General features: G+C 43.9%; 17 protein-coding genes. 6 read left to right on the top strand and 11 right to left on the bottom strand.

Annotated elements, in window-relative coordinates:
- Positions 1–29: 29 nt before the first annotated feature.
- Positions 30–1,712: a methyl-accepting chemotaxis protein gene (locus ACE4RR_RS06310; protein ID WP_375534559.1), complete on the bottom strand. Its 1,683-nt coding sequence runs from the start codon at positions 1,710–1,712 to the stop codon at positions 30–32.
- Positions 1,713–1,999: 287 nt separating this feature from the next.
- Between ACE4RR_RS06310 and fumC the strand changes: the two genes are divergently transcribed.
- Complete coding sequence (gene fumC, locus ACE4RR_RS06305; protein WP_375534558.1) at positions 2,000–3,391, top strand: class II fumarate hydratase; 1,392 nt, start codon at positions 2,000–2,002, stop codon at positions 3,389–3,391.
- A gap of 82 nt (positions 3,392–3,473) precedes the next feature.
- Here the strand turns inward: fumC and ACE4RR_RS06300 are convergent, their stop codons facing one another.
- Together ACE4RR_RS06300 and ACE4RR_RS06295 are read right to left on the bottom strand one after the other, a co-directional pair.
- A complete protein-coding gene (locus tag ACE4RR_RS06300) occupies positions 3,474–3,656 on the bottom strand; it encodes a hypothetical protein (protein WP_375534557.1) in 183 nt (60 codons plus the stop codon).
- Between the two features lie 424 nt (positions 3,657–4,080).
- Positions 4,081–4,632, bottom strand: coding sequence for a phosphatidylglycerophosphatase A family protein (locus ACE4RR_RS06295; RefSeq protein ID WP_375534556.1), 552 nt, complete (start codon positions 4,630–4,632; stop codon positions 4,081–4,083).
- Between the two features lie 125 nt (positions 4,633–4,757).
- Between ACE4RR_RS06295 and ACE4RR_RS06290 the strand changes: the two genes are divergently transcribed.
- The 3 genes from ACE4RR_RS06290 to ACE4RR_RS06280 are packed head-to-tail and all read left to right on the top strand — an operon-like array spanning position 4,758 to position 6,479.
- Positions 4,758–5,477: an alpha/beta hydrolase gene (locus ACE4RR_RS06290; protein ID WP_375534555.1), complete on the top strand. Its 720-nt coding sequence runs from the start codon at positions 4,758–4,760 to the stop codon at positions 5,475–5,477.
- 55 nt (positions 5,478–5,532) lie between these two features.
- On the top strand, positions 5,533–6,048 hold the full coding sequence (locus ACE4RR_RS06285) for a 2'-5' RNA ligase family protein (RefSeq protein ID WP_375534554.1): 516 nt from the start codon (positions 5,533–5,535) through the stop codon (positions 6,046–6,048).
- Positions 6,049–6,053: 5 nt separating this feature from the next.
- Positions 6,054–6,479 (top strand): GNAT family N-acetyltransferase, encoded by a 426-nt coding sequence (locus tag ACE4RR_RS06280; protein ID WP_375534553.1) that lies wholly within the window; start codon positions 6,054–6,056, stop codon positions 6,477–6,479.
- 115 nt (positions 6,480–6,594) lie between these two features.
- On the opposite strand, the gene ACE4RR_RS06275 is transcribed toward ACE4RR_RS06280, so the two are convergent.
- From ACE4RR_RS06275 to ACE4RR_RS06265, 3 genes are all read right to left on the bottom strand, one after another.
- Positions 6,595–6,810: an HNH endonuclease gene (locus tag ACE4RR_RS06275; protein ID WP_375534552.1), complete on the bottom strand. Its 216-nt coding sequence runs from the start codon at positions 6,808–6,810 to the stop codon at positions 6,595–6,597.
- Complete coding sequence (locus ACE4RR_RS06270; RefSeq protein ID WP_375534551.1) at positions 6,807–7,718, bottom strand: MBL fold metallo-hydrolase; 912 nt, start codon at positions 7,716–7,718, stop codon at positions 6,807–6,809. The genes ACE4RR_RS06275 and ACE4RR_RS06270 overlap by 4 nt, the downstream gene beginning before the upstream one ends.
- A 180-nt stretch (positions 7,719–7,898) precedes the next feature.
- Complete coding sequence (locus ACE4RR_RS06265) at positions 7,899–8,138, bottom strand: hypothetical protein (RefSeq protein ID WP_375534550.1); 240 nt, start codon at positions 8,136–8,138, stop codon at positions 7,899–7,901.
- Between the two features lie 173 nt (positions 8,139–8,311).
- On the opposite strand from ACE4RR_RS06265, the gene ACE4RR_RS06260 reads away from it, so the two are divergent.
- Complete coding sequence (locus tag ACE4RR_RS06260) at positions 8,312–8,803, top strand: CotY/CotZ family spore coat protein (protein WP_375534549.1); 492 nt, start codon at positions 8,312–8,314, stop codon at positions 8,801–8,803.
- A 51-nt stretch (positions 8,804–8,854) separates the two neighbouring features.
- On the opposite strand, the gene ACE4RR_RS06255 is transcribed toward ACE4RR_RS06260, so the two are convergent.
- Positions 8,855–9,322, bottom strand: coding sequence for a hypothetical protein (locus ACE4RR_RS06255; RefSeq protein WP_375534548.1), 468 nt, complete (start codon positions 9,320–9,322; stop codon positions 8,855–8,857).
- A gap of 148 nt (positions 9,323–9,470) precedes the next feature.
- Between ACE4RR_RS06255 and ACE4RR_RS06250 the strand changes: the two genes are divergently transcribed.
- The gene (locus tag ACE4RR_RS06250; RefSeq protein WP_375534547.1) at positions 9,471–9,878 is read left to right on the top strand and encodes a hypothetical protein; all 408 of its coding nucleotides are present in this window, start codon (positions 9,471–9,473) and stop codon (positions 9,876–9,878) included.
- 97 nt (positions 9,879–9,975) lie between these two features.
- Here ACE4RR_RS06250 and ACE4RR_RS06245 read toward each other — a convergent pair whose 3' ends face one another.
- The 4 genes from ACE4RR_RS06245 to fabI all read right to left on the bottom strand — a co-directional run bounded on the left by ACE4RR_RS06245 (position 9,976) and on the right by fabI (position 14,402).
- Positions 9,976–10,062, bottom strand: coding sequence for a YjcZ family sporulation protein (locus ACE4RR_RS06245; protein ID WP_375534656.1), 87 nt, complete (start codon positions 10,060–10,062; stop codon positions 9,976–9,978).
- Between the two features lie 370 nt (positions 10,063–10,432).
- Complete coding sequence (gene ptsG, locus ACE4RR_RS06240) at positions 10,433–12,490, bottom strand: glucose-specific PTS transporter subunit IIBC (RefSeq protein ID WP_375534546.1); 2,058 nt, start codon at positions 12,488–12,490, stop codon at positions 10,433–10,435.
- A gap of 188 nt (positions 12,491–12,678) precedes the next feature.
- On the bottom strand, positions 12,679–13,512 hold the full coding sequence (glcT, locus tag ACE4RR_RS06235; RefSeq protein WP_375534545.1) for a glucose PTS transporter transcription antiterminator GlcT: 834 nt from the start codon (positions 13,510–13,512) through the stop codon (positions 12,679–12,681).
- A gap of 107 nt (positions 13,513–13,619) precedes the next feature.
- On the bottom strand, positions 13,620–14,402 hold the full coding sequence (fabI, locus tag ACE4RR_RS06230; RefSeq protein WP_375534544.1) for an enoyl-ACP reductase FabI: 783 nt from the start codon (positions 14,400–14,402) through the stop codon (positions 13,620–13,622).
- Positions 14,403–14,453 lie beyond the last annotated feature (51 nt).

Below are 14,453 nucleotides of genomic sequence, written 5' to 3'. Positions count from 1 at the left end.
TCTCTTTTGCAGAGACGGCTGAGTAATTATTAGGAAAGTTTGAATTTTCCCACTTCCTCTTGAAGATCCTGTGCCATTCTGCTCAGTTCTTCGGAGGAGCTTGATATTTCTTCCATCGCCGCAAGCTGTTCTTCTGCCCCTGCAGCAACATTTTGTGTATTTTCTGCCGTAGCAGCAGCGACACTGCTCATTTCTTCCACTGCTGCTGTTACCTGTGTAGAATCTGCGGTCATTTCCTCGGCAATGCTCGAAACCGTTTCAGCCTGTGAGGTTACATCATTTATCGAGGTTAGAATTATTTCAAAAGCACTTCCTGCCCGCTTTATGACGGCCACCCCTTCTTCCGCCTCCTGCTGGCCCTGATTCATTTTAACCACGGCTTTTTCCGTTTCCTCCTGAATCGTTTGAATCAGCCTGGTAATTTTATCTGCTGAGGATTTCGATTCTTCGGCAAGCTTGCGGACTTCATCAGCTACTACGGCAAAGCCTTTTCCGTGTTCTCCGGCCCGTGCTGCCTCAATGGCCGCATTTAAAGCAAGCAGGTTCGTCTGTTCTGAAATATTTGTGATCGTTTCTATAATAGTCCCGATTTCATTGGATCGTTCTCCGAGAACCTCCACAATTCCTGCTGCATCCTGAACCTGTGAGTTGATGACTGTCATCTGTTCAGAGGAACGAATGATTTCCTGATTCCCGTTCTGAGCTGCGTTTTCTGTATCTTTCGCCTTGTTAGACACCTGCACGGAAGCATCTGCGACACGCTCAATATTGCTTGAAAGCTGATTCATAGCTCGAAGGCTTTCACTGGAGCTTATCTTCGTCCGATCCGAGGATTCTGACACTTCCTGAATCGTAGAGGCAATTTCGTTTGTAGACGCAGAGGTTTCCTGGGAGCTGGCGGACAGCTGCTCTGAGGTAGAGGCTACCTGCTCTGCAGCTTCTCTCGTCTTGCCAAGAAGCGAGCGGAGGTTTTCAGCCATTACATTAAAATTTTCGGCAAGTTCACCGATTTCATCCTTTGATTTCACCTGTATCGCTTCTACTGTTAAATCCCCTGACGCAATCTGCCTTGCTTTTCTTGAAACCTCCCGGATCGGTTTTGACATTCTTCTTGAAATTACCATCGCAATAATCAGGCCAAGTACTGCTATAACAACTCCTGTGATGATTGTCGTCACCTCAAGCGCCGCCCCTTTTGTATCCAAATCGGAGGCATCGGCATTCACTACCGCCCGTTCCTCTTCAATTAATTCCTGCAGGCTTGTTTTAATTTCATCGGCCCGCGGACCTGCTTCGCTTTCAAGTGACTGTTCAGCCGTAGCAACCACTCCCATTTCAAAATTCTCCAATACGTCAGTTTCTACCTGTTCTCTCCACCCGGCTGATGCTTCAATAATTTGATCGAGCCGCTCATCATTTACCATGCTCTGCAATGATTCCTCAATCTCTAACGACTGTTCGGTTAATTCATCAAACCGCTGTCTGTATTCATACTGGCTCGATAGAACATAAAAATTCACGTGGGAGTTCCGCTCTGCTATATTATAAGCAAGGTCTTCATAGGCAGAAATTTTTTTGAGATCTTCCTGGGTCACCGTAGTAATAGTATCGTTAATATCACGGGAAAAATAATAAACCACCCCGGTGAAAACAAGTAAAAGAGAAATAATGACAGCAAATCCTCCAAGAAGCTTTGCACGAATTGTTTTCAAAAACTCCACCTCATTTTTCATTTTTTAAGGACTTATTGCTCATTTTTAGCAGCTGTTACTTGGATTGTTTATGAAATTAAGCAAGTCCTTTTTCTTAATATCGGTTGAATTTACGAAATTTTTAACTATTTATCAATTATTTCAAAACCTTGTTCATCAGACTAAATGCTCAATAAAATACAAAGAAAATGAAAAAAGAAAACCACAGCCCTTCCTTTTCTCGATTTTTTTTTCTACTCTAGAAGTGGGACAAATATGTTAAAGACAAACGCGCAGGAGGAATTGTGATGAATTACAGAATTGAAAAAGATACACTCGGAGAAATGCAGGTGCCGGAGGATAAGCACTGGGGTGCACAAACCCAGAGAAGTCTTGAAAATTTTAAGATCGGCAAAGAGACGATGCCGCTTGAAGTCGTTCACGCGTTTGCTATTTTAAAAAAATCTGCTGCTCTGGCCAATAAACGGCTTGGAAAAATTGAAGCAGAGAAAGCTGATGCGATCTCTTCCGCTGCAGATGAAGTATTAAGCGGCGAACTGGATGATCATTTTCCATTAGTCGTTTGGCAGACCGGAAGCGGCACTCAGTCCAATATGAACATGAATGAGGTTCTCGCCCGCCGTGCAACAGAAATTTTAAAAGAAAAAGGCCGGGACGAGCTTTCTGTTCACCCGAACGATGATGTTAACCGCTCTCAGAGCTCTAATGATACCTTTCCTACCGCCATGCACATTGCGGCTGTAGAAAAGGTGCAAAACGATGTACTTCCGGCCATCGAGGTACTGAAGAAAACATTTTCCCAGAAGAAAAATGATTTTGAAGATGTCATTAAGATCGGCAGAACACACCTGCAGGACGCCACTCCGCTCACCCTCGGCCAGGAGATCAGCGGCTGGGAGCGCATGCTGGAAAAAAGCAGTGAAATGATCAGCGAGAGTATTGATCACGTGAAAGACTTGGCAATCGGCGGAACCGCGGTAGGTACCGGAATTAATGCCCATCCAAAATTCGGGGACTACGTTGCTGAAGAAATCAGTAAAATTACGGGTAAAACGTTCCGTTCCGCTCCGAATAAATTTCATTCTCTGACGAGTCATGATGAAATTAATTATGCTCATGGCGCCCTGAAGGGTCTTGCAGCTGATTTAATGAAAATTGCAAATGATGTCCGTTGGCTTGCAAGCGGCCCCCGCTGCGGCATTGGTGAAATCTCCATCCCGGCAAACGAACCGGGAAGTTCAATTATGCCCGGAAAAGTTAATCCGACGCAGAGTGAAGCAATGACAATGGTCGCTTCCCAGGTAATCGGCAATGATGCAACCATCGGATTTGCAGCCAGCCAGGGTAATTTTGAATTGAATGTCTTTAAACCGGTAATCATCTATAATTTCCTGCAGTCTGCCTACCTGCTGTCTGATTCCATGATTTCCTTTAATGACAAATGTGCGGTCGGCATTGAGCCGAACCAGGAGAAAATTGACGAGCATCTTCGTAACTCGTTAATGCTTGTTACCGCCCTTAACCCTCATATCGGTTATGAAAATGCAGCAAAAATTGCAAAAACCGCTCATGAAAAAGGGCAGACCTTGAAAGAAGCCGTTTTGGAAAGTGGCCTGCTTGATGAAAAACAGTTCCATGAAATTGTGGACCCGGCCAAAATGGTCACTCCGAAGGAATAATATAAAAAAACTGACAGCGGAACCGTCCGTTGTCAGCTTTTTTTCATGAATATATTTTCTCCTCCCCAAGTATAGAGGGGTTCTATTCGTCGTATGTATATCGTACGACGTATTTATTTGTTTTTAACTTGCGAATTTCCACAAGCGGGCCGACTTCATAGCCTTCACGCCAGTTTTCCTCCAGCTTCGCCTTTAGACAGCCGGCTTGAAACTTGGAGCGATATGTCTGTTTCCAGTATATCCAGCGAGGTCTTCTTCTTGCCATCGATCTCTCAAGCTCCTTTATCAGATTATCTATTTTATTTTATCCGATTTACGGAAAAAAATCACTTTTTTGAGAAGAAAATCAGCTGCACAGACGAAACATCAACTCTTTTTCAGTAGTCTACTTGTTATTCCGGCAGGTTCAGCCGGACATTGGTTCCGCTATAACTCAAAAAGAAAGCCGATTTCAGTGCCATTCAGGCAAATAGTGTAGCTGATGTCCGCCAACCAGCGGCAATTGATAGAATAACGGATCTCACTTCCGCCACCAGCTCAGGAGCAATTCACTATCATTATATATAATCTTACGAGTTTTACACTCCCTAAAAGAAAAATAAATAATAAAAGCTATAGCTTTCGCCCTTCGGACCTGACGACAAGCCATAGCTTTTTTTCAGAGACCGCTGTGACTCAGCCTCATCATATTATCCAATGAGTTCTTCGTCTTCCCGTTTCTTAATCTCATCTTTTCTCCGGTTTTCTTCTCTGTCACGCATGCGGTGTGCCAGCCTTGCCGAAGCGCTTGATGCAATGCTTGCGACGAGATCATCAAGGAAGGTGTGCACCTGATCTTTTCTTTCATCCAGCCTTTTTATAACACCCTTTTTTTCTTTATCCAGGTAACCAAAAGTTGTTACAGCAATGCTGCCAAATCCAAAAACTGATCCTAAAGCAATCGTTTCGTCTACGCCGAACAAGCCTTCATCTGTATCTACGAGCGATTGTAATGGTTCAGACAGCATATTTTTTTCCGCGAGCTTATCGAGCTCTACCCCGACGAGAATCGCGTGTTGAATTTCTCTTTTACAAAGGACTGCGTCTGCACTCTCGTAGCAATCTTCCTTCGTGAGGTTGGGTGCATATTGGGCCTGCATTTCATAAACGATTTCGGCGATATCTTCTATCTTGACACCTCGATCGCGCAGCGCCTTTCGTGCCGCTTGCTCTACTTCATTGCAGGGTACAGGTTTTTTCATGAATAACGCCTCCTATCTCCTCTATTTTATCATATGCTGGAAAAACTCGTTTCTTTACAGCTTATGTTACAATATCCTTTGAGCTGAAAATGTCGATACATGATGAATATGAAAGGAAGTCTTTGATGAAAGGAACGATGAGGTCAATTACTTTCCAAAGTTCTCTTTTAAAAGAAACGTTTGACCTGCATGTATATATGCCTGAAAACTACAGTCCGCTGTACACATACCACCTTGCCATTGCCCAGGACGGAAGGGATTATTTCCAATTCGGCCGCATTGGAAGAAAGATGGAAGCGGCAATTGAAGACGGGGCCGAAGAAACCATTGTCGTCGGCGTCCCTTATCCGGATGTCGATACAAGAAGAGTTTGGTATCACCCGGACAGTGACCAACAGAAAAATTATGTTCAGTTTCTTGTAAATGAACTGCTGCCATTTCTCGAGGAGGAATTCTCAGTCTCCCACCTTTCACACGGGCGTTTATTGATGGGAGACTCCCTTGCCGCTACTGTCTCCCTTATGACAGCACTTGAATATCCGAATATTTTTTCAAGGGTGATGATGCATTCTCCGTTTGTAAATGAAACGGTGCTGAATGCAGTCCGGCAGTCGAAGGTATGGAATAGTTTTGATATTTACCATACTATCGGCTTAGAAGAAACGAAAGTGAAGACAACAACGGGAAAAGTGGAGGATTTTTTAACACCGAACCGCAGGCTTCATCAATTATTTCAGCAGGGAAATGCACGCTACCGCTATGTAGAATTTGAGGGCGGTCATTTTTGGAAATACTGGGAGAAGGATCTTTTAATATCCCTGTCTTTTATGTTTGATACTGAATAAAAACGGGTAAAAAATTAAAAAATCTGTTCAAATTGCCGGAAAGAAGGAATGAGTTATGAAATATGGTGTCGCATTTTTCCCTTCAAAGGAAATTCAGGATTTAGCAAATTCCTACCGCATGCGCTATGACACTCACTATTCCTGGATACCTCCTCATATTACGCTTCGCTATCCATTCGAAGCTTCTGAGAGTATAGAGGAAACAATAACCAATATCCAGGAGATCGCTGCTGCGGCGGCTCCATTTCCGATGACTATTTATAAAGCAGATACCTTTCACCCAAAGGAAAACAAAATATTTTTTAAAATCAAGCCGAATGAGACGTTAATGAATTTATACAGCGCTCTGAATGACGAACCGAAAACAAGCCTGGGAAAACAGCACGAATTCACTCCGCACTTAACGATTGCCCAGGATTTAACCGATGACGAACACTTCGATGTTCTCGGGCGGCTGCAGATGAAGGATATTCATCATGAAGAAATCATTGACAGGATCCAGCTCCTTTATCAGCTCGATAATGGTTCCTGGACAGTTTACGAAACATTCCGGCTCGGAAAGGAAGTTTAAAAGACGTGCCAGAAGTTAAAAAAGTTGATTCACAACAGCAATTGCATGATGCCTATAAAGTCCGGTATGATGTGTTTGTCCGCGAGCAGCAGGTTCCGGAAGAGGAAGAACTCGATCAATATGAAGAAACTGCCATTCATTACGTAATGTACGATGACAATACTCCGATTGGAGCAGGAAGATTTCGTGATGCAGATGGGTATGCAAAAGTAGAGCGGATATGCGTACTTGCTTCTCACCGCCACACTGGGTCCGGCCGATTTATAATGGACGAAATTGAATTGGAAGCAAAAAGACAAGGGTATGCTTTGATGAAATTAAATGCACAAATACAGGCCGCAGGCTTTTATGAAAAACTTGGATATTCCGTTACATCCGATGAATTTTTGGATGCCGGCATCCCCCATGTAGAAATGAAAAAAAAGCTGTAGCGATTATCGATTCTCCAGTCACGCAGAGCGTGGCTTTTTTATTTTCTATTATTGGCTCTTCTGACACTAATCCTTTTTCCAGGCGGCTGTTTTCGCACCCATGTCAGAAATTTATTTAGCTTCTCATCTGCGAGCAGCCGCTAAATGGAAAAAACTGGAGAGCAAGTTCACTGTTTGAGTACATGGCATGTATCTGGCGGTGGCAGGCCCGGCAGAGCAACGCAGTCGCCCCGTGCACTCCGCCTTTATCCTTCGGCACGAGATGATGGGCTGTAAGCTCAATTTCTTCCCTGCAGCAAAGCTCACATCGACCGATTCTATCTTTTTTCATTGCTGGTGAAGATCACTTTCTTTGACGGTCAGCTCATTGTTCATGATCGTAAGGGCTGCTCTTTTTTCTTGAACCAGTGCCATTACATAGGCCGTTACCGCGGTCCGGTATAATGCCCAGCTGCCAATATTCTGTAATTGAACTCCATTGTTGGTGCAATATTGAGCCGTCAGCGCTTCAATGTTCATCCCGTTCATTTCTTTTTTAATGAAAAGGGCAAGGTCATTAAGCAGAGAATTGTGGAATTTTAAATTTTCAGAAACTGTTTCTTTAAAATTCTCTTCGTAGGTCCCGTGACCAGGCACTGCTCCTTCAGCCTCCAGCTCCAGAAGTCTTTCCAGCGATTGGACCGCTGCTCTTACATCTACCATAAAAGGAATCCGGTGCTTCCGTAAGTATTCGTGCGCGAAATAGCTGTCTCCGCCATAAAGTACTCCATAGGAAATAAACGCAAGCTGATTATGACTGTGACCTGGGACGCGGAGCAGTTCCCCCTGGATTTCCCCTGCCTGAAATACGCCTTCTGATACGATCTGATCCACCATGACAGGCGGACCCTCCAGAAATTTACTTCGCATACCCTCAGGCGGCTCTGCCCCGTGAAATAAATAGATCGGCTCAAGCCGTGGATTTTCTAAGACGGCGGATTCGAGCTCCGGGGCGTGAACTTTGACATTCTGCTGTTTCTTTAGCCAGGCTGCACCGCCAAAGTGATCTGCATGAGCATGAGTGATGAATATATCTGTGAGAGGGAGTTCTTTTTCTGCCAAGGCTTTCATTACTTTTTTTGCTGTTCCTTTATCGATGCCGGCATCGACCAGCATGCCCGTTTTTCCTTTAACGATATACCCAATGTTGACCGGTGCGTCAAAATAAAAACATCCATCTTTTATTTTTTTCCATTCCATAAAATGAACCCTCATTTTCACTGTATTTATCTTTAGTTTACGTAATTGTCCCAGAAATCACCATATAGAAATATTGTATGCGGCCAGATTAAATCAGGTGGAATTTTCTGTTTCTTAATTTATATGTCTCACAAAAAAACAGCCTGGGTTACATTACCCGGACTGCTTAGCGATGCTTTTTTATGCCTGCGCGTCAAAACGCTTCCCTTTTCCGTAAAGCTTTTGTTCTATTTCTCTGCGTTTGGACTGCAAAAGCAGTTCTTCTTCAGATTTAGAAGTATTCCAGCTGTCATTTTCACTTAATTTATACAACGAAGGAGGCTGCACTCTGGTTATCCGTTGTATCCCTGTTGCCTCTGCAACGATTCGGCTTCCGTAGTTAAGTGCCGTTTCGTTTTTGACTGGAGGGACATAGCCCATGATTACCACCCTTTATCATTAGTATATTAATGCTTTCATACCCTTGAACCGCGTCGCTAAACCAATTTTTATAGGCAAAGTGCCCAATTCGAAACTTTCGGCTTATTAAGTAACACCATTTCCGTCCTGTTTCTATATGATAGTAAAGAATAAATGCTAAAGGAGTGACACACATGGGTTGTGGAAAACGCGATGATGATATTCAAGACTTCAGCAGCCACTGCGTCTGCAAGGCGGTCGAAGAAATAAAAGAAGCTCAGGATCGAGTGGACAATAACAACAGGAATTGTAAGAATAGTTGTTTTGAAGACCTTTTAAGCCCGGAAGGAACTTCTCCTCTTGATACTATTCCTTTTACACTGCAAGGCAAAGACGGTAACTACTTCTTTGCTACGGGAGGAATCGGAAAGGATCACTGTTTCCAAACTGTATTTTTCCGCGTTGAGGAAATTCACGAGGATAAATGCTGCGCTACGCTGTCATTATTAAAACCAGACCATCATCTTGATTTTGATAAATGCTGCGTTGATCCAAAATCACTTTGTGATGTAGATGAGCTTGAACGGACCAGACACTGCATTGAGGTAGATCTTACTTGCTTCTGCGCGATTCAGTGCCTGAATCCTAACCTCGTCAGTGGCGACAATAATAGAGGCTGCCGCTAATCATGACAGGTCTTTCGGACACCATCCGAAAGACCTTTTTTTGTGAAAATATTAAAGACTAACTACATAGATATCAATGACTTCTTCAATTTTAATGGAAACGTGATTGCGGTTGCGGCGGTTGCGCAGTTTTAATTCTCCGTTCTCAACCGCAATGAAGTAACCCTGATACGACTTTTCCTCGGTTTCGCATGCAATAACCGGCTGGATGAAATGAGGCAGGGACTGAACGTAACGGAGCATTTCTTTGACATTGGTATTCGGCGGCTCAATAACCGCAGCTTCCTTTATGTTTTTTTCTTCACTGGCAGAAACGGCCGATTCCGAGACAGGAGGTGCGCTCTTTTTGTCAAATTTCTGTGAAGCAGAGGTGCCTTGCTTTTCTCTCTTTGGTTTTCTCTGTTTTGAACTCACTTTGGAAACAGCAATACTTTGATTTGGCCCTGGTTTCGGTTCAAATGCAGGCTGTTCAATATAGTATAAAGGTTCTTTTACTGGTTTTTCAGTTGGTTTTTTCATTTGAGTTTCCCCGCTTTCGAAACATTCTTTACCTGCTGAATTATATGTCCGGGGGCTGTAGGTCATGCTTGTTTTCTAAAAGTGGTACATCCTCTCCTCTCTGCATAGAATAAATAATACAAAGAAAAAAATACAGGGGGTACGCCGGATGATGCTATGGATCGTTTTTACCGGTAATACGATATTGATTGCGAGCTTGTACATTCGAATGGCGGAACATAGGACAACTCAAAATCTACCTGGATCTCACATGAATATAGCAATGACTCCGGCAAGTTTATTTGCACTTTGCACTGGATTGATATGGACTAATATGTACTCTGGATTTTTAATAGAAACAAGTATTGCCACAGCTGGTATCGGAGCAGCCTCAGGATTAATGTTTGGGAGCCTCTTTCATTACCACTATGCCATGAGCGGCGCGATGAGTGGAGTTATGATGGGCATCATGGCCCCAATGCTTGGGGAAATGACAGGACGCTCCCCACTTATGCTGATCTTTACACAGCTCCTATTCTTCATCTTTATCGCCAAACTCCACCAGATAAATGGATAAATAAGTAAAAAACTACATTTATATAATTGAATTGTGGGAGAATTGAAAGGGCCTGGCCCCCCACACTCACTAGCGGCAGGCCAGGTCAAGGGTTTTATTAGTACACGTAAGCAGCTCCGACGATGACAAGCAAGATAAATAGCACCACGATAAGAGTGAAGCCGTTGTTGTATCCATGGGACATGAGTCGTTCCCCCTTTTACGGAAGATTAAGAATTGCTTCTCACCATAGCTATATGCTCTATGTCAATAATGGTTCAGCTCAAACCTGTGAAATAGGCGTTCACCTACAAAACTCATTTACAGACTCTCCACATTCACACAGCTGTGCTGATAGGCTATATGGTGATAGGAAATGAGATAAAGTCCGGTGATACTATGTTTCATGATCGACATCGGCAGCAGCCATCCGTTAATGAATTAAACCTGAATGGGTCAGGACATGGATATCTATTTTATTCAAGAATTTTTATTTGAGGATAGGTTGGATGTTTGCGAGATTTCTAAGTAAAAAATCCCCGGCTGCTTTACGCGTCCGGGGACCATTTGTGTTTCTATTCAAACCTTGCTATATCTGAATCTTCCTTCTTCACACTGCCGCTGCTTTTTACTTTTACCGATTGACCCTCTGGTAAATTAGTGAAAATCACAGGAGTGATGGTTGATGAAGCATTCTTTTCGATTAATGCTAAATCTGCTTTAACCAGCAGCTGTCCCTGCTTCACTGCCTGTCCTTCTTCCACCAGTACGTCGAACCCTTCACCTTTCATATTAACGGTATCAAGTCCGATGTGCAGAAGAATTTCCAGACCGTCGTCTGTTTTGATCCCGATAGCATGCTTTGTCGGAAATATGGTTGAAATGATACCATCAGCTGGAGAAGTGAACTCCCCTTCAGCAGGCTTAATCGCAAAGCCGTCCCCCATCATTTTCTGGGAAAACACCTCGTCCGGCACCTCTTCAAGCGGGAGAATTTCCCCGGTTGCAACGCTGCCGATTTTTGTAGAGGATACATCGATATCCGGCTGAACAGCTGGTTCTGCTTCTTTTTTCGGATCAAGCTCTGGTGTTTCCTCAAGTGAGCGGGCAGGAGTCCGGCCACTAATTATATCCTGCATTTGTGATTTTAGAGAATCAGACTGCGTACCAAAAATCGCCTGTACATTATTTCCGACTTCCATGACACCAGAAGCTCCAAGCTGCTTCAACCGATCTTTATTTACGCCAGATTTATCATTTACCGTTATACGAAGGCGTGTAATACATGCGTCCAGATTTTTAAGGTTCTCTTTTCCGCCGAACGCATCAATTACTTCATAGGGCAGATCTGATGAAGCAGTTGTGTTCCCGTCGGTATCATCCACCGCGGATTCCTCACGACCTGGAGTCATCAGGTTAAACTTTGTAATCGCAAACCGGAAGCCGAAATAGTATATTACCGCAAATACTAGACCGACCGGGATGACATACCACCAGGGTGTAGCATTTGGGATGATCCCAAACAGGAAGAAGTCAATAGCTCCCCCCGAAAATGTCTGGCCGATTTTAACGCCGAGAATTTCCATCGTCATAAAAGAAAGACCGGCAAAAATGCAATGAATACCAAAAAGTATTGGAGCAACAAACAAAAAGCTGAATTCAATCGGTTCAGTAATTCCTGTTAAAAAGGAGGTAAGAGCTGCAGACCCCATGATTCCTGCTACGTATTTCTTATTTTCCGGCTTAGCACAATGATAGATTGCGAGTGCAGCTGCCGGAAGACCAAACATCATAAACGGGAACTTACCTACCATGAACGTTCCTGCAGTGAATTCCTCTACACTGTCTGCATACTGAGCAAAGAATATTTGTTGGTCTCCACGGATTGTTTGTCCTGCATCATTTACATAGGAGCCAAACTCAAACCAAAACGGGTTATAAAAAACGTGATGCAGGCCGAATGGGATTAAAGAACGCTCGACGACACCAAAAATAAAGGCAGAAAGTGTAGTATTTGATTCCGTCACAAGCACGGACATTTGATCGAGCATTGCCTGAATTGGCGGCCATGCAAAAGATAGCAAAGCCCCTACGAATAAACCGCTGAACGCTGTCACAATCGGCACAAATCGTTTTCCGGCGAAAAAACCTAAAAATTGGGGAAGCTGTTTGTCTTTATATCGGTTATATAAAAAGGCTCCGAGAGCACCTGCGATAATTCCTCCAAAAACGCCAGTCTGCAATGTTGGCACACCTAATAATTCAGCATATGCGGGATCATCAGCTGCCATATCTGCGTCGACATTCTTAATTACACCCATTGTCACATTAATAATAAAATAACCGATTAATGCGGCAAGACCGGCGACCCCGTCACCATTTGCGAGTCCAAGGGCCACCCCGATGGCAAACAACACGGCCAGATTATCAAAGACAACTCCGCCTGCTTCCTTCATTAATTCTGAAATAAATTCAAATGCACCTGCTTGCAAAAAAGGCATAATTTCAATCATACTTTCTTCCTGCATCGCGGTACCAATGGCGAGCAGCAGTCCTGCAGCAGGCAGCAGCGCCACTGGCAGCATCAAAGAACGACCAATACGCTGCAGCACGCCAAACGCATTTTTAAACATAAGTTTCTCCTCCTTTTTTTGTTTGTGTGACGTCATGGGTTTCCCAATTAAAACAGCAAAAAAGGCATGAGAGAAAAGGGTTCGCTGAATACAATCAAGGTAGGAAAGACATCCCGCCTGTTGTTTTCATGAACCAATCTTTTTCTCTCATGCCTGCATGACCAGTCACACGGAATTGAGATTGGAAATTAATTCGATTGTCTTGAAAGCCTTTGCAAATGAAGTGTTAAATACACCGCTTCACTTTCTGGAACCGGCACCTGCAGCGAGCGCTGCATCATTTTGATCAGCTTCCATGCCAAATTGTAGCATACCGGATATTCATATTTCAAGACATTTTTTAAACTGTCCGGCTCGTCATTATATTCTCCATTTTGAATGCGCTCGACGGCTTGATGCAAATGGCGCAGCAGCCTCTGATGGTCAAGGTCCTTTGTATAAAGGGATAATTTAAATGTATTCTCTATCACCGTAACGAGCTCTGCCACCAGTCTGGTATGCTTGTTTACTTCCTGCAGCGACCGTCTTGTCAGCGCACTGTGAATATGGAGTGCCACAAAACCAATTTCCCCATCCGGGAGGCTGGTGCCCGTGCAATCTTCCACATGGTGCAGAAGCTCTCTCGCTGCTTTATATTCCTCCGGATAGGCAAATTCTGTTTCCTGCAGGAAAGGATTTCTAACTTCCATCCCCTGCTGAAGCCTGCGGACGGCAAAAAACATATGATCCGTTAATGCCACATGAATATGTTCATGAAGCTTGACCCGAAAGCGCTTTTCGAGCAGGGTCATGCACTCATTCATACAGCCGATGAAGGGTTCGTCTACCTCAGCAAGCAGCTGTTTATACTGCTCCTGTTCGTCTTCATCCTTCAGCACAAAAAATTTCTCCGCCCCGCTTTCATCCACAGCGTCGCCGGGATGCTTACCAAACCCGAGACCTTTGCCGGTCAGCACCACTTCTTCATACTCTTCATGTTCGGCTATGATGACGTTGTTGTTTAATACCTTTTTCACTTTCATAATCCAACCCCATCTTTTCATATAACTCGATACATTATCATACCCGCCATAAGACATAGGCTACAGGCACAGGAACTTTTGTGCCTCTTACTTTCTCCAGGATTTGATTACATCCCGATTTTATTATAGCCTCCGTCTACGTGAATCAGTTCACCCGTAATGCCGCGCGAGAGATCACTCATGAGAAACAGGGCGGTGTCTCCTACTTCTTCCTGCGTAACGGTGCGGCGCAACGGAGCTTTTTCTTCCATTTCCTTCAGTACATCATTGAAGCCGGCAATTCCTTTGGCCGCGAGAGTACGGATCGGTCCGGCTGAAATGGCATTGACCCGGACATTATCTTTTCCGAGATCACTTGCAAGGTAACGAACGCTTGCGTCAAGTGAAGCCTTTGCAACACCCATAACATTATAATTTTTCACGATTTTTTCTCCACCCAGATACGTCATTGTCACAATGGAGCCGCCTTCGCTCATTAACTCAAGCTCACGCACTTCTTTTGCAACTGCCGTCAAAGAGTAGGCACTGATATTATGAGCGAGCAGGAAACCGTCTCTTGTTGTGTTTAAATAATCACCGTCCAGCTCATCCTTGTTTGCGAATGCAATACAGTGGGCAAGTCCGTGGATTACTCCAATCTCTTCTTTTATCTGGCTGAACGTTTTATGAATCTCTTCATCATCTGTAATGTCACATGGGAGAACGACAGAATCATCGCGGTCGAGCGAGTCGGCAAGCTGCCGTACATTTTTTCCGAGCCGTTCACCTGCGTATGTAAAAATTAACCGGGCACCTGCATTTGATAAGCTTTGGGCAATCCCCCAGGCAATGCTTCGTTTATTAGCCACTCCCATGACAACATATGTACGCCCTTTTAGAGATAAGTTCATTGTATTCGCTCCTTCACATATTATTTTCAAAAAAAAGTATCCAATTAATAC

The sequence above is a fragment of the Alteribacillus sp. HJP-4 genome (assembly GCF_042139015.1).
Classification (GTDB): Bacteria; Bacillota; Bacilli; order Bacillales; family Marinococcaceae; genus JBHIKY01.
This window is presented reverse-complemented; position numbering and strand designations above follow the sequence as displayed.